The 20957-nt window shown below is 67.0% G+C and carries 20 protein-coding genes; 17 read left to right on the forward strand and 3 right to left on the reverse strand.

Going from position 1 to position 20957, the window contains the following annotated elements:
• Positions 1-28 precede the first annotated feature (28 nt).
• Positions 29-1567 carry a dolichyl-phosphate-mannose--protein mannosyltransferase gene (locus tag ACFVWG_RS26150; RefSeq protein WP_391546334.1) on the reverse strand — a complete coding sequence of 513 codons (1539 nt, stop codon included), beginning with the start codon at positions 1565-1567 and terminating at the stop codon, positions 29-31.
• 214 nt (positions 1568-1781) lie between these two features.
• Here ACFVWG_RS26150 and ACFVWG_RS26155 point away from each other — a divergent pair, with 214 nt between their 5' ends.
• The 14 genes from ACFVWG_RS26155 to ACFVWG_RS26220 all read left to right on the forward strand — a co-directional run bounded on the left by ACFVWG_RS26155 (position 1782) and on the right by ACFVWG_RS26220 (position 15504).
• Positions 1782-1976: a hypothetical protein gene (locus ACFVWG_RS26155; protein WP_391546043.1), complete on the forward strand. Its 195-nt coding sequence runs from the start codon at positions 1782-1784 to the stop codon at positions 1974-1976.
• Between the two features lie 119 nt (positions 1977-2095).
• Positions 2096-2947 (forward strand): 16S rRNA (cytidine(1402)-2'-O)-methyltransferase, encoded by an 852-nt coding sequence (gene rsmI / locus ACFVWG_RS26160; protein WP_391546044.1) that lies wholly within the window; start codon positions 2096-2098, stop codon positions 2945-2947.
• Positions 2948-2975: 28 nt separating this feature from the next.
• Positions 2976-4547: a methionine--tRNA ligase gene (gene metG / locus ACFVWG_RS26165; RefSeq protein WP_391546045.1), complete on the forward strand. Its 1572-nt coding sequence runs from the start codon at positions 2976-2978 to the stop codon at positions 4545-4547.
• Positions 4548-4646: 99 nt separating this feature from the next.
• Complete coding sequence (locus ACFVWG_RS26170; protein ID WP_391546046.1) at positions 4647-5558, forward strand: NADP-dependent oxidoreductase; 912 nt, start codon at positions 4647-4649, stop codon at positions 5556-5558.
• A gap of 183 nt (positions 5559-5741) precedes the next feature.
• Positions 5742-7487, forward strand: a complete 1746-nt coding sequence (gene metG / locus ACFVWG_RS26175; protein WP_391546047.1) for a methionine--tRNA ligase — start codon at positions 5742-5744, stop codon at positions 7485-7487.
• Positions 7488-7635: 148 nt separating this feature from the next.
• The gene (locus ACFVWG_RS26180; protein WP_391546048.1) at positions 7636-8055 is read left to right on the forward strand and encodes an SRPBCC domain-containing protein; all 420 of its coding nucleotides are present in this window, start codon (positions 7636-7638) and stop codon (positions 8053-8055) included.
• A gap of 5 nt (positions 8056-8060) precedes the next feature.
• The gene (locus tag ACFVWG_RS26185) at positions 8061-8975 is read left to right on the forward strand and encodes a TatD family hydrolase (protein ID WP_391546049.1); all 915 of its coding nucleotides are present in this window, start codon (positions 8061-8063) and stop codon (positions 8973-8975) included.
• Positions 8976-9590, forward strand: a complete 615-nt coding sequence (locus ACFVWG_RS26190) for a nitroreductase family protein (RefSeq protein ID WP_391546050.1) — start codon at positions 8976-8978, stop codon at positions 9588-9590.
• A gap of 216 nt (positions 9591-9806) precedes the next feature.
• Entirely contained in the window at positions 9807-10922 is a 1116-nt protein-coding gene (locus ACFVWG_RS26195; RefSeq protein ID WP_391546051.1) for a ubiquitin-like domain-containing protein, read from the forward strand.
• Between the two features lie 26 nt (positions 10923-10948).
• Positions 10949-11839, forward strand: a complete 891-nt coding sequence (rsmA, locus tag ACFVWG_RS26200; protein ID WP_391546052.1) for a 16S rRNA (adenine(1518)-N(6)/adenine(1519)-N(6))-dimethyltransferase RsmA — start codon at positions 10949-10951, stop codon at positions 11837-11839.
• A gap of 11 nt (positions 11840-11850) precedes the next feature.
• Positions 11851-12789, forward strand: a complete 939-nt coding sequence (locus ACFVWG_RS26205) for a 4-(cytidine 5'-diphospho)-2-C-methyl-D-erythritol kinase (protein WP_391546053.1) — start codon at positions 11851-11853, stop codon at positions 12787-12789.
• 35 nt (positions 12790-12824) lie between these two features.
• Positions 12825-13079 carry a type II toxin-antitoxin system Phd/YefM family antitoxin gene (locus ACFVWG_RS26210; protein ID WP_391546054.1) on the forward strand — a complete coding sequence of 85 codons (255 nt, stop codon included), beginning with the start codon at positions 12825-12827 and terminating at the stop codon, positions 13077-13079.
• Entirely contained in the window at positions 13076-13459 is a 384-nt protein-coding gene (locus ACFVWG_RS26215) for a type II toxin-antitoxin system VapC family toxin (RefSeq protein WP_391546055.1), read from the forward strand. Before ACFVWG_RS26210 ends, ACFVWG_RS26215 begins: the two co-directional genes overlap by 4 nt.
• A gap of 152 nt (positions 13460-13611) precedes the next feature.
• Positions 13612-15504, forward strand: coding sequence for a GTP-binding protein (locus tag ACFVWG_RS26220; protein ID WP_391546056.1), 1893 nt, complete (start codon positions 13612-13614; stop codon positions 15502-15504).
• A gap of 359 nt (positions 15505-15863) precedes the next feature.
• On the opposite strand, the gene ACFVWG_RS26225 is transcribed toward ACFVWG_RS26220, so the two are convergent.
• Positions 15864-16292, reverse strand: a complete 429-nt coding sequence (locus ACFVWG_RS26225) for a hypothetical protein (protein ID WP_391546057.1) — start codon at positions 16290-16292, stop codon at positions 15864-15866.
• 711 nt (positions 16293-17003) lie between these two features.
• On the opposite strand from ACFVWG_RS26225, the gene ACFVWG_RS26230 reads away from it, so the two are divergent.
• Positions 17004-18791 (forward strand): ABC-F family ATP-binding cassette domain-containing protein, encoded by a 1788-nt coding sequence (locus ACFVWG_RS26230; protein WP_391546058.1) that lies wholly within the window; start codon positions 17004-17006, stop codon positions 18789-18791.
• Positions 18792-19185: 394 nt separating this feature from the next.
• Here ACFVWG_RS26230 and ACFVWG_RS26235 read toward each other — a convergent pair whose 3' ends face one another.
• Positions 19186-19683: a MarR family winged helix-turn-helix transcriptional regulator gene (locus ACFVWG_RS26235; RefSeq protein ID WP_391546059.1), complete on the reverse strand. Its 498-nt coding sequence runs from the start codon at positions 19681-19683 to the stop codon at positions 19186-19188.
• Positions 19684-19788: 105 nt separating this feature from the next.
• Here ACFVWG_RS26235 and ACFVWG_RS26240 point away from each other — a divergent pair, with 105 nt between their 5' ends.
• Positions 19789-20571: a methyltransferase domain-containing protein gene (locus ACFVWG_RS26240; protein WP_391546060.1), complete on the forward strand. Its 783-nt coding sequence runs from the start codon at positions 19789-19791 to the stop codon at positions 20569-20571.
• Positions 20568-20915 (forward strand): VOC family protein, encoded by a 348-nt coding sequence (locus tag ACFVWG_RS26245; RefSeq protein WP_391546061.1) that lies wholly within the window; start codon positions 20568-20570, stop codon positions 20913-20915. Before ACFVWG_RS26240 ends, ACFVWG_RS26245 begins: the two co-directional genes overlap by 4 nt.
• The last annotated feature ends 42 nt before the right edge of the window (positions 20916-20957 follow it).

Here is a 20957-nt window from a genome sequence, read left to right on the forward strand (position 1 = left end):
GTCGGAGCGACGGCCGGTTGGCCGGGGGTCAGATCCAGGTCTTGAACCACATCCGGCTGAGCCAGTCGGGGTGCGGGAGGACCTTGTCGGTGAGGATCGGCCAGATGTAGGCGAAGTTGAGCACGACCAGTACGACGAAGGCGCCGACCACCGCACTCCCGATCAGGCGACGGGGAGCCGCCGTACCCTCGAGGGTTCTGGCCGGTCCGAGGATCTTGCCGAGGACCAGGGCCACCGCCATCACGGTGAAGGGGATCATCGTGACGGCGTAGAAGAAGAAGATCGGTCTGTCGTCGTAGGCGAACCACGGCACCCAGCAGGTGACGAACCCGATCACCGGGATGCCGAACCGCCAGTCCCGCTGGCCGATCCAGAGCACCAGCGCGGCGAGCAGGGCCAGAGCCCCGGCCCACCACAGGATCGGCGTACCGACGGCGGAGATCACCGAGAGGCACTTCGTACCGGCCGGTGGGTTGCAGCCGGGGGTGCCAGGCTGGATGTCGTTGACGGCGTCGAAGCCGATCGGGCGGGCGATGATCGGCCAGCCGGCCGGGTTCGAAGCGTACGGGTGGGTCGCCTTCTTGATGTAGTCGCCGGTGTGGAACTCGTAGACTTCCTGGTGGTAGTGCAGCAGCGACCGGAAGTCGTCCGGGACCACCTTCATGATGCCGGTGGCCGGGTTCTTCGACGCGTAGTCGTGGTCGTAGGCGTTGTCGTGCAGCAGCCAGCCGGTCCAGGTCGCGGTGTAGGTGATACCGGCGACGAGCACGATGCTGACGAACGCCGGGATGCCGTCGATCAGCACCGACTTCACGAACGCGAACCGCGCGCCGAGCGCCCGGCGGGCGCCGAAGTCCCAGGCGAACGCCAGGATGCCGAACGCGGCCAGCACCCAGACCGCCGACCACTTGGTACCGAGGGCGAGGCCGAAGCAGATCCCGGCCAGGATGCGCCACGGCCGGATCAGCAGCCAGCGGCCGAACCTGGGGGTCGCGTCGGTCGTCACGGCGTCGGCGTGCCGGCGGCGGGTCCAGTCCCGGTCGCAGACCAGGCAGGAGACCGCCGCGACCAGCCAGAACGCGAGGAACACGTCGAGCAGCGCGACCCGCGACATCACGAAGTGCAGACCGTCGACCGCGAGCAGCAGCCCGGCGATCCCACCGATCAGCGTCGAGCGGGACATCCGCCGTACCACCCGGATCACGAGAAGGACCGTCAGCGTGCCGAAGAGCGCCGGCATGAACCGCCAGCCGAACGGCGTCATCCCGAAGAGCTGCTCACCGGCCGCGATCATCCACTTGCCGACCTCGGGGTGCACGGTCAGGCTCGGGGTGTCCTTGAAGACGTCCAGGTTCCCGGCCAGGATCGCCTTGTCGGCGGCCCCCTCCGGGTTGTCGATGAACTGCCGCGCGTACCCGAACTTGAGCAGGCTGTACGCGTCCTTGGCGTAGTACGTCTCGTCGAAGACGAACTTCACCGGGTTGCTCAGGTTCCAGAACCGCAGGAACCCGGCCAGCACGGTGATCGCCAGCGTCGCGATCCACCCGCCCTCGAAGTCCTTCGGCATCGCCGGGTAGAGCCGCTCCGGCAACGACGGCAACCGCCGTCCGAGCACGTCCCTGCCCAGCGCCTCGCGCTCCTCGGCAGTCTCGGTCCCGTCCTCGATCAAGGCAGTCACGCCCGCCATGGTACGGAGCCCGGAGTCACACCGCCTCCTCCCCTCGAACGATTGCCCCGTGGACACCCGGGATTTCATCCGCCGAGATCTTAGACTCAGTCGCATGAGCACGCCCAAGGACGAGATGCATGCGCTGATCGACTCGCTCCCGGACGAGGTTGCAGCTGACGTGCTTCGGGACTTCCAGCGGCTCCGGCGTCGGCTGGAAGCGCGCGAGGAGCGCCCCTGGCCCCCCGCGTGGTTCGGATCTGTCGGTGGAAGTCAGTCACCGGGCAGCGGCGTACCGGCCGACGGGTAGTCCTTCCGGCCGGCCAGTGCCCGCAAGCGTGAATACGCTGTAACTACTCCCGGGGTTGCCGGGCACTACCCGCTGGTCGGTACACACCCTGACTGTGAAGAGCGGTCCGGGCTGCGATGATGGGCCGTGTGACCGGGCGATTGGTGTTGGCGGGGACGCCTATTGGGGACTTCTCGGATGCCTCGCCGCGGTTGGCGAGAGTGCTCGGTACGGCGGACGTGGTGGCCGCGGAGGACACGCGGCGGCTGCGGCGGTTGACGACCGATCTGGCGATCACGCTGAGTGGGCGGGTGGTCAGCTACTTCGAGGGGAACGAGCGGGAGCGGACGCCGGAGCTGCTCGCGGCGCTGCTCGCCGGGCAGACGGTGGTCGTGGTGACGGACGCGGGGATGCCGAGTGTTTCGGATCCCGGGTACCGGCTGGTCGCGGCCGCGATCGAGGCCGAGGTCGACGTGACCGCCGTACCGGGGCCGTCGGCGGTGCTGACGGCGCTGGCGCTGAGCGGGCTGCCGGTGGACCGGTTCACCTTCGAGGGGTTCCTGCCGCGGAAGCAGGGTGAGCGCTCCAAACGGCTGAGCGAGCTGGCGGACGAGCCGCGGACGATGGTGTTCTTCGAGGCGCCGCACCGGCTGACCCAGTCCCTGGAGGCGATGGTCGAGGCGTTCGGCGCAGATCGTCGTACGGCGGTCTGCCGGGAACTCACGAAGACCTATGAAGAGGTCAAGCGTGGTCCGGTCGCGGACCTCGTCGCCTGGTCCAAGGACGGCGTACGGGGTGAGATCACGCTTGTCGTGGCCGGTGCGAACCCTGATCGCGTCATGACCGCCGAGGACCTCGCGCGGGAGGTCGCCACCGACGAGGAGGCGGGTACGCCCCGCAAACAGGCGATCTCCGACGTGGCCAAACGCTTCAACGTGCCGAAACGGACCGTGTACGACGCCGTACTGGCTGCCCGAGACCCCGGTAAATAGCACTGAGCTGCGGCACTACCCTTGACCTATGTCCGAGAAGGCCTATTACGTCACGACCCCGATCTACTACGTCACGGCGCCGCCGCACATCGGCAGCGCCTACACGACGGTGGCCGGGGATGTCCTGACTCGCTGGCACGCGCAGCGCGGTGAGCAGAAGTGGTACCTGACGGGTACCGACGAGCACGGCGAGAAGGTGATGCGCAGCGCTGAGGCGCAGGGCATGTCACCGCAGGCGTGGACGGACAAGCTGGTCGAGGAGTCCTGGAAGCCGGCGTGGGTCGATGTCGACATCGCGTACGACGATTTCATCCGGACCACCGAGCAGCGGCACACCGAGCGGGTCCGCGAGTTCTGGCAGAAGCTCTACGACAAGGGCGACGTCTACAAGGGTGAGTACGAGGGCCTGTACTGCGTCGGCTGCGAGGAGTTCAAACTGCCGACCGACATCCGCACCGACGAGGACGGCACCCAGCGGTGCATGATCCACGGCACCGAGCTGGAGACGGTCTCGGAGACCAACTACTTCTTCCGGCTCTCGGCGTACGGCGACAAACTGCTCGAGCTGTACGAGTCGCAGCCCGACTTCGTGGCGCCGGCGAGTGCGCGCAACGAGGTGATCGCGTTCGTCAAGCAGGGTCTGCAGGACCTGTCGATCACCCGGTCGACCTTCGACTGGGGTATTCAGGTCCCGTGGGACGAGGACCACGTCCTCTATGTCTGGATCGACGCGCTGCTGAACTACGTGACCGCCGCGGGTTATGGCACCGACCCGGAGCGGTTCGAGGAGCTGTGGCCGGTCGACGTGCACCTGGTCGGCAAGGACATCCTCCGGTTCCACGCGGTGATCTGGCCGGCCATGCTGATGGCGGCCGAGCTCGCGACGCCGAAGCAGGTCTTCGCGCACGGGTGGCTGCTGGTCGGTGGCGAGAAGATGAGCAAGTCGAAGCTGACCGCGATCGCGCCGCACGAGATCACCGACCACTTCGGCTCGGACGCCTTCCGGTACTACTTCCTGCGCACGATCCAGTTCGGTTCGGACGGCTCGTTCTCGTGGGAGCACCTGAGCGCGGTCTACACCTCCGAGCTCGCGAACGGCCTGGGCAACCTGGCCAGCCGGATCGCGGCGATGGTCGGCAAGTACTTCGACGGTGCTCTCCCCGAGGCCACGGACCACGGCCCCGCTGAGCAGGCACTGGCCGACAAGCTCGCCCAGACGGTCGCCACGGCGGAGCAGGCGATCGAGACCCTCGCGTTCCACGACGCGCTGGCCGCGATCAACGACCTCGTCGGCGCCGTGAACGGGTACGTCTCCGAGCAGGAGCCGTGGAAGGTGGCGAAGGACGAGTCCCAGCGGGAGCGCCTCGCCACGATCCTGTACTCCGCCGCCGAGGTGCTGCGGGCGGTCGCCGTACTGCACCACCCGACGATGCCGAAGGCCGCCGTGAAGCTCTGGGAGCTGCTCGGCGCCGAGGCCAAGCTCGGTTCACTCGCCGACCAGCGCATCCAGGACAGCGGTACCTGGGGCCAGTTGCCGGCGGGCGCCGTACTGGTGAAGGGTGACGCGCTCTTCCCGCGGCTGACTGAGGCCGACGCGTAAAAGTTCTTCGCTCCGGTGGGAATACCTCCCCTGGGGGGACGGTTGATGCTTCAAGTACCACAAACTTGAAGCATCAACTTATCTCCAGCGGAGGTTCTCATGCGGGCGGTTGTTTTCGAGGAGTTCGGCGGACCCGAGGTACTGACGGTCAGCGACGTACCGGAGCCGCAGGCGGGCGCCGGTCAGGTACGGATCAAGGTCCACGCGGCCGGCGTGAACCCGATGGACTGGAAGATTCGCCGGGGTTACCTGGTCGGTTTCATGGACGTGGCCTTCCCGGCGACACCGGGTGTCGAGGTCGCAGGCGTGGTCGACCAGGCCGGCGAGGGCGCCGACTTCGCGGTCGGCGACGAGGTGGTCGGCTGGGCCGCCACAGGCTCGTACGCCGAGTATGCGGTCGCCGGCAATGTGACGCGGAAGCCCGCGGGCGTGAGCTGGGAGCAGGCCGTCGGACTGCCGGTCGCCGGTGAGACCTCGCAGCGCGTGCTCGACCTGCTCGGCGTGAAGTCCGGCGAGACGATCCTGATCCACGGTGCCGCGGGTGCCGTCGGCTCGGTCGCCGTACAGCTTGCCGTCGCTGCGGGCCTGACTGTCATCGGTACGGCGTCGGTCGGTAACCACGAGTTTGTCCGCTCGCTCGGTGCGACGCCGGTCGAGTACGGCGACGGTCTGGTCGACCGCGTTCGCGCCGCGGCTCCGCAGGGTGTCGACGCGGCCTTCGACACCGCCGGCAAGGGCGGACTGAAGGAGTCGATCGAGCTCATCGGTGGCCCCGAGCGGATCGCCACGATCGCCGACTTCGGCGCCGCTGAGCTTGGTGTCGCTGTCTCCACTGGTGCTGACCCGGACCCGGTCCAGGTGCGCGCCGGTCTCGACGCCCAGCTCGCCGCGGCGGCCGAGGGCAAGCTCACGGTGCGAGTGGCGGAGACCTTCGGGCTCGCCGGCGCGGGCAAGGCGCAGGACATCAGCGAGGACGGCCACGCCCAGGGCAAACTGATCGTCCAGCCGTAGGCCCTCTTCGGCCGAGAATAGTGCCAACGGAGATAGTATCTCTGTTGGTACTATCTTGGCTGGAAGTATTCGGGTGCCGGGGCTCCTGCGAGGGGCTCCAGGCCACGTTCGGGCCGGAGGAACTGCTGGCGGCCTGGTGAAATCCCGTCGCTCGTGGCGATCAGACGTCTTACAGTCGGCCGCATGACCTCTCTTCTGTCTGCTGTTGCCTGGCCGTATGCCAACGGCCCTCGGCATATCGGCCATGTCTCCGGGTTCGGTGTGCCCTCCGATGTGTTCAGCCGGTACTCGCGGATGGCCGGTCATGACGTGCTGATGGTGTCCGGGACGGACGAGCACGGTACGCCGATCCTTGTGCAGGCCGAGCAGGAAGGTGTCAGCCCGCGCGAGCTCGCGGACCGGTACAACCGGGTCATCGTCGAGGACCTGCACGGGCTCGGGTTGTCCTACGACCTGTTCACCCGGACCACCACCCGGAACCACTACGCCGTTGCCCAGGAACTCTTCAAAGTCGTTCACCGCAACGGATATCTCGTCCCGCGCACCACGCAGGGCGCGATCTCGCCGTCCACCGGACGCACGCTGCCGGACCGCTATATCGAGGGCACGTGCCCGATCTGCGGGTACGACGGCGCGCGGGGTGACCAGTGCGACAACTGCGGCAACCAGCTGGATGCGATCGACCTGCGCAACCCGCGGAGCCGGATCAACGGCGAGACGCCGCTGTTCGTCGAGACCGAGCACCTGTTCCTGGATCTGCCGGCGCTGGCCGATCAGCTCGGTGGTTGGCTGCAGGGCCGGACCGGTTGGCGGCCGAATGTGCTCAAGTTCGCGCTGAACCTGCTGGACGATGTCCGGCCGCGGGCGATGACTCGCGATATCGACTGGGGGATCCCGGTCCCGCTGCCCGGGTGGGACGGCAAGCGGTTGTACGTCTGGTTCGACGCGGTCATCGGGTACCTGTCGGCCAGCATCGAGTGGGCCCGGCGTACCGGTGATCCGGATGCGTGGCGGCGCTGGTGGTGCGATCCGTCGGCGGAGTCCTACTACTTCATGGGCAAGGACAACATCACCTTCCACGCCCAGATCTGGCCGGCCGAGCTGCTCGCTCACAACGCCGCGCCGGGTTCGTACGGCGTACTGAATCTGCCCTCCGAGGTGGTGAGTAGTGAGTTCCTCACGCAGGAGGGGCGGAAGTTCTCGTCGTCGCGTTCGGTGGTGATCTACGTCCGGGATGTGTTGGAGCGGTATGGGCCTGATCCGTTGCGGTACTTCCTGTCGATTGCGGGGCCGGAGACTCAGGACACGGACTTCACCTGGTCCGAGTTCGTTCGGCGGAACAACGACGAGCTGGTCGGGACCTGGGGGAACCTGGTCAATCGGACGGCCTCGATGATCGCTCGTGGGTTCGGTGCCATTCCGGCGGCTGGGGAGCTGACGGTTGCCGACCAGGAGTTGCTTGCCAAGAGCAACCAGGCGTTCGGGGTGGTTGGGGACCTGCTGCGGCAGCATCGGATCAAGCAGGCCCTGGGGACGGCGATGGGGAACGCGGCCGACGCCAATCAGTACCTCTCGCAGCAGGCGCCGTGGAAGGAATCGGACCTGTCTCGTCGCGGCACAGTGCTGCACGTCGCGGCGCAGGTCGTCGCGGACACGAACCGCCTGCTGGCACCCTTCCTTCCGCACTCGGCTGAGAAAGTCCACTCGGCGCTGGGCGGTACGGGGAGATTCGCTCCGGCTCCCGAGATCCGCGAGGTCGACGACCTGGACGGCGGACCGGCGTACCCGATCATCACCGGCGACTACACCGCCCAGCCCCGCTGGGCCTCGGTGCCGATCGTCGCCGGTACGCCGGTCGCCACGCCCACCCCGATCTTCACGAAGCTCGCCCCGTCGGTCGTCGACGAGGAGCTGGCGCGGTTGCTCTAAGGGCAGGATGTAGATGTCTGCATAGCGAGCGGCGCCCGCGGGGATCTACCTCGCGGGCGCTGTCGTGGGCGTATACGTCCTGTCCTTCCGCAGATCAGTTGACGCGTTTGTACAAGCGCGACCCGGCCGGCCGTCGTACGGTCGGGGCATGACTGACTATCTGGCGCGTGCCGAGATCGACATCAAGGCGACTCCGGACCAGGTCTGGGAGGTGCTGACCGACCCCGGGCAGCTGAAGGAGTTGTGGTTCGGGGCTGCCGTGGAGACGGACTGGTCCAAGGGGAGCCCGATCACCTGGAACGGGGAGTGGGAGGGCAAGCCGTACCAGGACAAGGGGGAGATCCTCGAGATCGATCCGCCCCGGCTGCTCCGGTTCACGCACTTCAGCCCGCTGACCGGGCAGGACGACGTACCGGAGAACTACCACACGCTGACCTGGACCCTGACCGACTCGACGCACCTGACGCTGACCCAGGACAACAACGCCAGCGCCGAAGAAGCCGAACACTCCACCGGCATGTGGACCGAACTGCTCGGCAAAGTAAAGGCAGCCGCCGAAGTAATCTAGAGGCCATGGGTTCAGATGGTGTGGAGGTCGAACGGCCGACGCGGGAGCGGGCGGCGATCGGTGAGGACGGGCGGTCGCGGGACCGGACCAGGCCGGCAGTACCGGATCCGTTGCCGATGAGTGTGGTCGACGCCCACTGCCATCTGGATATCGCCGACGGCGAGGACGGGGCCTGGCTGAGCCCGGCCGAGGCGATCAAGCTGGCGGCGTCGGTCGGCGTGAACCGGATCGTCCAGGTCGGGTGCGACCTGCCTGGGTCCGCGTGGGCGGTCGAGGCGGCGACTCAGTACCCGAATCTGATCGCCGGCGTCTCGCTGCACCCGAACGAGGCCCCGAAGCTCAAGGCGGCCGGTGAGCTCGACAGCGCGCTCGCCGAGATCGAGCGGCTGGCGCAGAGTTCACCGAAGGTGCGGGTGATCGGTGAGACCGGTCTCGACTACTTCCGGACCGGCGAGGACGGGCGCGACGCGCAGCACGAATCGTTCGCCGCGCACATCGAGCTGGCCAAGCGGCTCGACAAGACGCTGATGATCCACGACCGCGACGCGCACGACGACATCCTGAAGATCCTCGACCGCGAAGGGGTCCCGGATCGCCTTGTGATGCACTGTTTTTCGGGGGATACCGAGTTCGCGCGCGAGTGCGTGAACCGTGGTGCGTTCCTGAGTTTCGCCGGCGTGATCACCTTCAAGAACGCCAACTCGCTGCGCAACGCGCTGGCCGTGACGCCGCTCGACCGCGTCCTCGTCGAGACGGACGCGCCGTACCTGACGCCGTCGCCGCATCGCGGGCAGCCGAACGCGTCGTACCTGATCCCGCACACGGTCCGGAAGATGGCCGGCACCCTGAACATCTCGGTCGCCGAGCTGTGCGAGGCACTCAACAAGAACGCCGACCGTGCGTTCGGGGGGACCTGGTAGATGGAGTTCAGTGAGGTGGTCCGGCGGCGCCGGATGGTGCGCAACTACGACGCCGACCGGCCGGTCCCGGACGAAATTCGCGAGCGGATCCTGGAAAACGGTCTCCGGGCCCCTTCCGGCGGGTTCACCCAGGGCTGGGCGTTCCTCACACTGGAGGGTGACGACCGGGAGCGGTACTGGAAGATCGCGGCCGCGGACCCCGACGAGAAGTATGTGGAATGGATCACAGGGCTGCGCCGGGCGCCGCTGCTGATTCTGGCCTTCGCGCACAAGGACGCGTACCTCGATCGGTACACCGAATCGGACAAGGGCTGGACCGACCGCGACGAGGCCCACTGGACCGCGCCGTACTGGTATGTCGATACCGGGATGGCGTCCCTGCTGATGCTGCAGACAGTGGTCGACGAAGGCTTGGGAGCCTGCTTTTTCGGCCCTCCGGCGGATAAAGTCGCGGCTCTGCTGACCGAGTTCGGCGTACCGGCCGGGTTCGAGATGGTGGGCCTGATGTCGGTCGGCTACCGGGCCCCGGACAAGCGGTCGCCGTCGCTCACAAGAGGGCGCCGTACGACGGCCGAAGTGGTGCACCGCGGGCACTGGGGTCAACACGGCGTGTAGTTGGCTCATTACACCTTTTGCCGACTCGCCGACCAGAGGATTGGCATTGTCGCGACTTCTTCGTTATGGTCCCGTGATGTTGGCCGGGATCGGGGAAGATGCCGGACAGCACGCCCCTCGGCGTCGATCAAGGTCGCCGGACCACCAGTCCGGAGTCTGTGACCGGTGCCTGTGCTGTCCCACCTCGTGCCCGGGTAGCCCTACCTGGGAGCTTTAGTGCGTAAGTCGATCATCGTTGCTGTCGGTCTGACAGCCGCGATCGCCGTCGTCGGTGGTTCCGTGGCCTACGCCACGAAGAGCAAGACGGTCAGCCTCTCCATCGACGGCCAGGTGCAGAAGGTCCACACCTTCGGCTCCACCGTCTCCGACGCCCTCAAGGCCGAAAAAGTTCAGGTCGGTGACCACGACGTGGTCGCGCCGTCCCTGGACTCGAAGCTGCAGGACGGTCAGGAGATCGCGGTGCAGTACGGCCGCCAGCTGACCGTGAACGCCGACGGCGTCAAGAAGGCCTTCTGGACGACGGCCGACACCGTCTCCGAGGCACTCGCCGATCTGGGTCTGCGCTACGACAGCTCGGCCTTCTTCTCCACCAGCCGCAGCGCGCCGCTCGGGCGCGAGGGGCTGGACCTGGTCGTGAAGACCCCGAAGACCGTCTCGATCGTCCGGCAGGGCAAGGCCGTCACCTCCAAGCTGATGGTCTCGACCGTCGGTGAGGCCCTGACCGCCGCGAAGATCGCGTGGGACAAGGACGACAAGATCACCCCGGCTCCGGCCACCGTGCTGAAGCAGGGCGCCGTGAACACGATCGGCTTCGTCAAGGTCGACCTCAAGCAGGTCACCCGCACGGAGAAGGTTGCCTTCGGCAGCGACAAGACCGAGTCGGCGACGATGCTCGAGGGCACCAAGAAGGTCACCGCCCCGGGCAAGAGCGGTTCCAAGAGCGTCACCTACCTGTACACGTACCTGGACGGCAAGCTCAGCGCCACCAAGGTCGTGACCAGCAAGGTGCTCACCGAGGCTGTCGACGAAGCGGTCACTGTCGGCACCAAGCCGAAGCCTGAGGCCCCGGCGCCGCCCGCGAGCGGTAACGCCGGCGCCTGGGACCGGATCGCCGCCTGTGAGTCCGGTGGCAACTGGCAGTCGAACACCGGCAACGGGTACTACGGTGGCCTGCAGTTCAGCCACGGCACCTGGGCCGCCTTCGGTGGCACGGCGTATGCCGAGAACGCCCACCAGGCGAGCAAGGCCCAGCAGATCGCGATCGCCGAGAAGGTCCGCGCAGCGCGCGGCGGTAGCTACGGTGACTGGCCGGTCTGTGGCAAGAAGGCCTGACGGTTGTTGTCTGCAAGACTGACGAGGTGACCTCGTCTGATTCATCCACCTCAGCCGGACCGAGACTGCTCGGTCCGGCTGAAGTGCGTTCACTGGCCGCCGCGCTCGGCGTCCGCCCGACCAAGCAGCGCGGCCAGAACTTCGTGATCGACCCGAACACTGTCCGCCGGATCGTTCGGACGGCGGAGCTGGCCGCCGACGGCGAGACAGTGCTGGAGGTCGGCCCGGGGCTCGGGTCGCTGACGCTGGCACTGCTTGCCGAGGGCCACCGAGTCACCGCGGTCGAGATCGACCACGTGCTGGCGACCGCGCTCCCGGACACGATCGCGACGTACGCGCCTGATCAGGCGGCCGCGTTCACGGTGGTCGAGGCGGACGCGATGACGGTCACTGCCGACCAGATCGGCGAGCCGACGGCTTGTGTGGCGAACCTTCCGTACAACGTCGCCGTACCGGTCCTGCTGCACCTCCTGCGCGTCTCGCCGTCGCTGCAGCACGGGCTGGTGATGGTCCAGTCCGAGGTCGCCGACCGGCTGGCGGCCGGGCCCGGTTCGCGTACGTACGGCGTACCGTCCGCCAAAGCCGCCTGGTACGCCGATGTCCGACGCGCCGGACCGGTCGGGCGGAACGTGTTCTGGCCGGCTCCGAACGTCGACTCCGGGCTCGTCGCCTTCTCCCGGCACGAGCCTCCGGCCACGGAGGCATCACGGGAAGAGGTGTTCGCCGTCATCGAGGGAGCGTTCTCGCAGCGCCGCAAGACTGTCCGCTCGGCGCTCGCCCGCTGGATGCCGGACCGCGCTCAGCTCGACGAGGTGTTCCGCATCACAGGCATCGACCCGGGACTGCGTGGCGAGATGCTGGGAATCGCCGAGTTCGCCGCCCTGGCTGGCGCAGCTCACTCCGTATCACCTACCTAAGGCACTAGCCTGTGCCCGTGTCTCCTTCTGCTGAGGTGACGGTGCGGGCGCCGGCCAAGATCAACCTGGGTCTGTCGGTCGGTCCGCCGTTGCCGGACGGCTTCCACCCGGTGGCCACGGTCTACCAGGCCGTCGCCCTGTACGACGACGTGACCGCCGTACTGCGGGACGACGACTCCGCGATCTCGGTCGAGGTCGTCGGTGACTTCGCGGCCGAGGTCCCGACCGACGACACCAACCTCGCGGTCCGGGCGGCCCGCCTGCTGCAGGCCGAGTACGACGTCGAAGAAGGCGTCGACCTCACCATCCGGAAGACCATCCCGGTCGCCGGTGGGATGGCCGGCGGCTCGACCGACGCTGCGGCAACGCTGGTCGCGTGCAACCGCCTGTGGGGGCTGCAGCTCTCCCAGACCGAGTTGCAGGGACACGCCGCTGAGCTGGGCAGCGACGTACCGTTCTGCCTCGTCGGCCACACCGCCCTCGGCCGCGGCCGCGGCGAGCAGGTCACCGAGGTCATGTCGCGCGGCGTCTTCCACTGGGTCTTCGCGATCGCCGACGGCGGCCTCTCAACGCCTGCGGTCTATCAGGAGCTCGACCGCCTTCGCCCGCTCCGCCGAGTCGAACCCCCGCAGGTCCGCCCCGAGCTGATGTCCGCCCTGCTCTCCGGCCGTCCCGAGGCGCTAGCCATTGCCCTCAGCAACGACCTGCAGGCAGCGGCCCTCTCGCTGCGTCCCGAGCTGGGGGAAACCCTCCAGTTCGGCCTCGACCAAGGCGCGCTGGCCGCCATGATCTCCGGCTCCGGCCCCACCTGCCTCTTCCTCGCCGCCGACTCCCGCTCCGCCGTCGACCTGGCCGTCGAACTCTCCGAGTCCGGCCTCTGCCGCATGGTCCGCCAAGCCGAAGCCCCCGTCCCCGGCGCCCGAATCCTCCCCGCCTCCGTCTCCCGGTAGTACACTTAGCTAACCTAGCTAAGGAGGTGTTGGAGATGGGTGAACCTGCAACGCAGTTCAACATTCACGAGGCGAAGACTCAGCTGTCGCGAATCATTGACCGAGTCGAGCATGGCGAAACCGTCATCATCAGCCGCGCCGGTCATCCGGTGGCCCAGGTGGTTCCCTTGCCGAGGGTACATCGGCGTTCAGGACGTGGATCGTTGGCCGGCCGGATGCCTCGCTCCGCCGACTGGGACTCGCCTGAGACGAACGACGAGATTGCCGACGACTTCGGCATGCTGTCGTGAACCAAACGAGACTCTTGCTGGATACCCATGTCCTGCTGTGGTGGCTCGAGGACAGCCCCGAACTGTCTGATGAGCTGATGGATCGCATCGACACCGAACTCGAGGTCTACGTCAGTGCGGCAACGATGTGGGAGCTGTCGATCAAATCGGCCTCCGGCAAGCTGACGCTGCCCGACGATCTGCGGGACTGGATCGCGCGTGGCGGCTTGAGTGACCTGCCGATCAGCATGGGGCATGCGGAGCTCGCCGGTCGGCTGCCGGCGATCCACCGGGATCCATTCGACAGGATGCTGATCGCGCAAGCGCTGACCGAGCGGCTGACGCTGGTGACGCGCGACGGCTTCATCCAGCAATACGACGTACCGGTGCTGAAGGCCTGACTGGAAAATCGGTCGCTCTCGAGTCGGCCGTGGTGTTACGTTCCGAAGGACCTATCGGATGGAGAAGGGGAACGGCATGCGGTGCTCAGTGATCTGCCTGACCAGGACAGTTCACTTCGAAGCATTCGCGAGGACCGTTGAACTCTTTGACGATGGGTATCGTGGCGCATGTCGACGCCGGTAAGACCAGCCTGACCGAGCGGCTCCTGTATGCCGCCGGCATCATCGACCACGTCGGCCGGGTCGACGACGGCAACACCCAGACCGACTCCATGGACCTGGAACGCCGCCGCGGCATCACGATCCGCTCCGCCGTGGTCTCGTTCACCCTGGGCGACCTCCCGGTCAACCTGATCGACACCCCCGGCCACTCCGACTTCATCGCCGAGGTCGAACGGGCGCTCTCCGTGCTGGACGGCGCCGTACTGGTGCTGTCCGCGGTCGAGGGCGTCCAGGCCCAGACCCGCCTACTGATGCGCACGTTGACGCGCCTGCGCATCCCGACGCTACTGTTCGTGAATAAGGTCGACCGTGTCGGCGCCCGCTACGACTCCCTCCTCGCTGACATCCACCGACTACTCACCCCGAACGCCCTACCGATGAGCACGATTCGCGACCTGGGCACCAGGGCCGCCGCTGTTGACGCTCTCCCCTCCGACCTCGGCGAATTCCTTGCTGAGCGCAACGACATCTTTCTGCGGCGCTATCTGGAGGACGATCTTCAGTCCACCGACTACTCGCACGAACTCCGTCGCCAGGTCGCGTTGGGCTGCGCCCACCCGGTCTACTTCGGTTCCGCGATGACCGGCATCGGTATGCCGGAACTCGTCTCGGGTATTCAATCCTGGTTGCCCGTAGCAACTGACTCACCCGTGAAACCCTTGCAGGCCAAGGTTTTCAAGGTCGAACGCGGTCCCGCCGGCCAGAAGCTTGCCTCGGCCCGCATCTTCGGCGGCACCCTCACCGCCCGTTCGTCTGTCGACGTCCACCCCGCCGACGGGCCGCCGTACCAGGTCCGTCCGAGCGCGATCGACCTGTACGACGATGGCTCCCGTCGTACCGTCTCGTCAGCGGAAGCTGGCCAGATCGTGGCGCTGCGCGGTCTGAAGGACATCCGGATCGGCGACCAACTCGGCGTACCGGCTGATGCTGTGGGCAACCTCTTTGCCCGCCCCACTCTGGAGACCGTCGTCACCGCCCGCGACCGCGTCAAACTCTTCCAGGCCCTCACTCAACTCGCCGAGCAGGACCCGCTCATCCAGGGCCACCAGGCCGCGGACATCACCGTCCGCCTGTACGGCGAGGTCCAGAAGGAGGTCATCGCGTCGCTGCTGGAGACCGAGTACGACCTCGACGTGACCTTCAGCCAGACCAGCCCCATCTACATCGAACGCCTCAACGGCACCGGCACCTCCCACCGCGACATCAGTGCCCCCGGCAACCACTGGGCCGCAGGCCTCGGCTTCCGCGTCGCACCTCACGACGAAGGCGTCGACTACCGCCTGGCCGTCGAACTCGGCGGCCTCCCACGCGCCTTCCACACCGCCATCGAGGAAACAGTCCGCCAAACCCTCGCCCAGGGCCTCTACGGCTGGGAGATCCCCAACATCCGCGTAGACCTCACCCACACCGCCTACTTCAGCCCCGTCACCACAGCCGCCGACTTCCGCCGCCTAACCCCACCCCTGCTCCTCCAGGCGATCGCCGCGGCCGGCACCACAGTCCTAGAACCCATCAACCACTTCGACCTGGACATCCCACCCGACTCCCTCTCCCGAGTCCTGGCCCTCCTCGCCGAAAACCACGGCACCCTCACCTCCACCGCCCTCACCCCCACCTCAGCCCACCTCCAAGGCACCCTCCCCGCCGCCACCACCCACACCTTCGAGTCCCACCTCCCCACCCAAACCCACGGCGAAGCCCTCCTGACCACCACCTCCACCACTCACGCCCCCACTCCAACGCCCCACCCAGTACGCCCCCGCACCGACGGCAACCCCCTGAACGAGAACGAATACCTAACCCACCTGAACGGAGCCAGATGAAGCTGGACCGTCCCTCCCGCTTCGGTGGACACCGTGAGTAGCTGCCCCGATTCGTCGGAATCCTGATGCCGCCAGGCCGTTAGTTGGTGGATTTTCGTCACTGGGTCCCTAAAAATCACCAATTAGCGTGCACTTCAGGAAGCTGTCACCGTGGATTCGCATCGGGGCTGGCTACGGGGCTGTTCGGCGTACCGGTGACTGCGACAGTGCGTGACCCGGACCAGACGCCGTACCTGACTGAATCGCCAGATCCATTGCTGGCCAGGGTTCTGGCGGATACCTGGGATCACGAGACGGTTGTCCCGTGAACGCAAGCAGCGCCCGGCGTCTGTGGGGGACGGCGGGCGCTGCGGGTGGGATCACTTCTTGGTGATCTCGAGGTACTGCTGCTTGGTGACGAGGCCGGCGACGGCGACGCGGAAGTAGTTCTTGCCGACGCGGGAGGTCTGGACATAGACCGAGTAGGTGCCCTTCGAGGTGACCTTGGTGGTCGCGGGGAAGTTGACCCACTTCTTGCCGTCGAGGCGCTGGACCTGGACCTTGGTGTTCTTGGCGATGCCGGTGGTCTTGCCGAAGTAGCGGACCTTGGAGCCGGCGGGGACGATCCAGTCGGTGCCGTCGATGGTGACGGTCTTCTTGACCGCGGCGGTGGAGGCGGCGACGGTGGTGGTCTTGACGTCGGCGCTGGCGGACGTGGCGCCCACGATCCCGACAACCGCGCCGGCGGCGAGGCCGAGGCCCGCGGCGGTGGCAGCGACCCGGCGAACCAACTGAGAACGAACGCGCATGATAGTGATTTCCCCTCGTATGCAAGGGCTCCCAGTGAGCCCGCCGCACAGATAGACGCCGCCATCTCGCGTTTGGTTGGATCACAGCCAGATCACAAAGTTCAGCCGGTACGGCGCGTCCGTCGTACCGATGGATGCCCAGGGCAACCTGATGGGGAGATTCGGTGAGCTCTGCCGGTGGTGTGGCATCGGTCGAGGCTGGCGGAGCGGTACGGGAAGGCGAGGCGAGTGGGGGCCGGGTGCCTTGTGCACCTACCAACCGGGTCCGTGGGCTCAAAGTGATCGGTGGGTGCTCAAAGTTCATGGCGCGTTGAGGGGTGCTCAGGGGGTTGGCTGCAGGGGAGTCCACCGCCAGCTGATGGGTTCCCCCATCAGGTTGTGGGTTCCGTACTCGCATGAGGGTCCAGAACCCACAACCTCATGGGTTAACCCAGCAGATGCGTGGAGGTCGCGGGCGTACAGGGTGGGCTTGCGGGACGTGGTTCGGCTGATCGAGGCGTACCGGCGGACGGGTAGTGGTGGGGGATCGGGTGGGGCGGTAGGCGGCGGGGTGGGCTCGGTGGGGGACCACTACCCGTGCTTCGGTACGGCGGGGTGGGCTCGGTGGGGGACCACTACACGTGCTTCGTACGGCGGGGGTGGGCTGGGTGGGGGACCACTACCCGTGCTTCGGTACGGCGGGGTGTGGGGGTCGGATAAGGTGGGGCGGTTATGGCTGCCGCTAATTTGGTCAACCTGGAAGCTGTGTCCAAGGGCTTCGGGACTCGTGTATTGCTGGATGCCGTCAGCCTGGGGGTGGGACGGGGCGACCGGATTGGCGTGGTGGGGCGCAACGGGGACGGGAAGTCGACGTTGCTGCAGGTGCTGGCGCGGCGTGAGGAGCCTGACAGTGGGCGGATCACGCACAACCGCGATCTGCGGTTGGGGTTTCTGGGGCAGACGGATGAGCTGGACCCGGACGAGACGGTGCTGCACGCGGTGCTCGGGGATGTCGAGACCTATACGTGGGCGGCTGATCCGCGGGCACGCTCGGTGATGGAGCACTTGCTGGGTGAGGTCGACCTTGAGGCCAAGGTGGGCACGCTCAGCGGTGGGGAGCGGCGGCGGACTTCGTTGGCGAAGCTGCTGATGATCGAGGTCGACCTGCTGGTGCTGGACGAGCCGACGAACCACCTGGACATCGAGGCGGTCAACTGGCTGGCTCAGCATGTGGTGGACCGGGCCGGCGCGCTCGTCGTGGTGACACACGACCGGTGGTTCCTCGACGCGGTGTGTACCAACACGTGGGAGGTGCAGGGCGGCGACATCTCGTCGTACGAGGGCGGGTACGCCGCTTATGTGCTGGCGAAGGCGGAGCGGACGCGGAGCGCTCAGGTCAGTGAGGTCAAGCGGCAGAACCTCCTGAAGAAGGAGCTGGCCTGGCTGCGGCGCGGTGCACCCGCGCGGACCAGCAAGCCGAAGTTCCGGATCGACGCCGCGAACGAGTTGATCGCGAACGAGCCTGAGCCTCGCGACAAGCTGGCGTTGTCGAAGCTGGCGACCGCGCGCCTGGGCAAGGACGTGTTCGACGCGGAGGACGTGAGCCTGAAGTTCGGCGATCGCGTCATGCTCGATCACGTGACGTTCCGGCTCGGCCCGGCGGACCGGATCGGGCTGCTGGGGCCGAACGGTGCCGGCAAGACGACGTTCCTCAAGGTGCTGACCGGCTTGCTGCCGCTGGACCACGGCGTGGTCAAGCAGGGCAAGACGGTCCGGGTGGCCAACCTGTCGCAGCATCTCGAAGAGATCGACGGGTCGGTGACGGTCCTCGATCACATCAGCGCCATCAAGAACACGGCGGCGCTCGCCGGTCACGGCGGTGAGATGACGAGCTCGCAGTTGCTGGAGCGGTTCGGGTTCACCGGGGATCGGCTGACCACGCGGATCTCGGATCTGAGCGGTGGTGAGCGGCGGCGGTTGCAGCTGCTGCGGATCCTGCTGGACGAGCCGAACGTGCTGATCCTCGACGAGCCGACCAACGATCTGGACGTCGAGACGCTGACCGTGCTGGAGGACTTCCTCGACAGCTGGCCGGGCGTCGTCGTCACGGTCACTCACGACCGGTACTTCCTGGAGCGGGTCAGCGACATGGTCTACGCGATCATGGGCGACGGCCGGGTCCGGCATCTGCCGCGTGGCGTCGACCAGTACATCGAGGACCTCGATGCGGGCGGGGCCACTCGCCGTACCGAGGGCAAGCCGGTCGAGGCCGTCGACAACACACCAGCAGAGCAGCCGGTCGACGCGGCGGTGGTGCGGGCGGCGAAGAAGGAGCTGAACCGGATCGAGCGGCAGATCGCGAAGCTCACCGAGTCCGAGGCGAAGCTGCACGACCAGATCGCCGCGAACGCGAGCAACTACGAGCGGCTGGCCGAGCTGGATGCCGATCTCCGCAAACTCGGCGACGAGCGCGCCGAACTTGAAACGCAGTGGTTCGACGCTGCCGAACGGGCCGAATAAACAATTCCGATCTGATCAAATCCACTGTGCTGATCAAACCTCGGAAATGAGGCGGCGCGCCCTCCGATCCCCTGTGATTCGGAGGGCGCGCCACCTTGGGTGAGCGGGCCCCGTGCCGACCGGCGTTGTCCGGGCCCCGAGCCCCGGACACCACGCGATCGCTTTCGGCGAGCCACCTCTAGCCGCCGAAGTCACCGTGTCGTTAACGTTTTGTAGTCGATTCACCACCGACAGTAAGGACCCTAGTGGCCTCGGTCACTCAGTGTCGATAGCGGTCCGCTACAGCAGTCTCTCGATCTCGTTGCAACTAGCAACGATTCGGGAGATGCGAAGTGACGGTCTGTGGTTTCGCAGAATTGCGGCGGAATTCTTCAGAATGTGTAGCCAAACACCGTCAGTGCTTTTCCAGATCGAACGGCCGGACGAGTTCGCGCAACAACTGGGCGATCCGCGCCTGGTCGCGGACGCTGATCGCGCCGAGCAACGTCCGCTCGTGCGCCAGTAAATCGGCCATGGCCGCATCTACCGCGTCCCGTCCGGCGTCGGTCAGCTGGACCAGCACGCCGCGCCGGTCGGCCGGATCCGGAAGGCGCTCGACCAGACCGCGAGCGGTGAGCCGATCGACCCGGTTCGTCATCGTCCCCGACGTCACGAGCGTCTCCTTCAGGAGCTTCCCGGGAGACAGCTGGTACGGCGAACCCGCGCGCCGCAACGCCGCCAGTACGTCGAACTCCCACGACTCGAGTCCGTGGGTCTCGAACGCCTGACTGCGCGCCCGGTCCAGGTGCCGCGCGAGCCGGCTCACCCGCGACAGGACCTCCATCGGGGTCACGTCGAGGTCCGGACGCTCCCGGCGCCAGGCTTCGAGCAGCCGGTCGACCTCGTCTTCCATGCCTGTGAGCGTACGCCATCAAGACTCTTGACATCAAGAGACCTCCGATGCCTAAGATATCTCGACGTCAAGATAAATCCCCGCAGAGCAGAGAAGGTGCCAAGGATGCGCACGTCCCCCGTCTGGAGCCCCGAGCAGTACGGCACGTACGCCGACGAGCGCGGCCGCCCCTTCGCCGACCTCGTCCGCCGTGTCCGGGCCGACGATGTGAAGAGCGTGGTCGACCTCGGCTGCGGCCCGGGCGCGCTCACCGCGACCCTGCGCGAAACGTGGCCGTCGGCAACCATTGTCGGGCTGGACAGCTCGCCGCAGATGCTCGAGGCCGCTGAGCAGTACGCCGATGACCACCTCAGCTTCGAGTTGGCCGACGTACGGGAGTGGGCGGCACCCGAGGGCAGCCTCGACGTGATCGTCACCAACGCGACCCTGCAGTGGGTTCCCGAGCAGCTCGACCTGCTGCCCGGCTTCGTCAAGGCGCTCCGCCCCGGTGGCTGGCTCGCGATCCAGATCCCCGGCAACGGTAACGCGCCTTCGCACGCGATCCTTCGGGAGATCGCCGCCAAGGACCCGTACGCCGAGTTCGCGCGCGATCGTTCGTTGCGCCCCGACGTTCCTGGCCCGGCCGACTATGTCGACGTACTGAGTGCTGAGGGTTGTGCCGTGGATGCATGGGAGACGACCTACTTCCACCTGCTGCAAGGCGACAACGCCGTACTGGAGTGGGTGAAGGGCACGGGCGCGCGGCCGGTGCTGCAGTCGCTGCCCGACGAGCTGCGCAAGGACTTCGAGGCCGAGTACGGCGCTCGCCTGGCCGAGGCCTATCCGCAGCGCGACTACGGCACGCTGCTCCCGTTCCGCCGGATCTTCGCAGTAGCGCGCAAGTCATGAAGCTCGACCACGTGCAGGTCTCCTGCCCGCCCGGCGGCGAGGATGTCGCCCGCGCGTTCTACCGCGACGCCCTCGGGATGACCGACGTCGAGAAGCCCGAGCTCCTCAAAGCTCGCGGCGGTTGCTGGTTCCGCCAAGGTGACGCCGAGATCCACATCGGCGTCGAGCAGGACTTCCGGCCGGCGCGGAAAGCCCATCCAGCACTGCAAGTCGACGACCTGGACGGCCTGGCCGCGCAACTCGAGGCGAGCGGTTATCCAGTTGCCTGGGACAACGAAACGATCCCGGGCCGAAGGCGTTTTCACACCGCCGACGGCCACGGGAACCGGATCGAATTCGTCTGATAACAGCGGCTCGCCCAGCCCCCTCAAGCCGGGCGAGCCGCT

Source organism: Kribbella sp. NPDC058245 (genome assembly GCF_042882005.1).
GTDB lineage: Bacteria > Actinomycetota > Actinomycetes > Propionibacteriales > Kribbellaceae > Kribbella.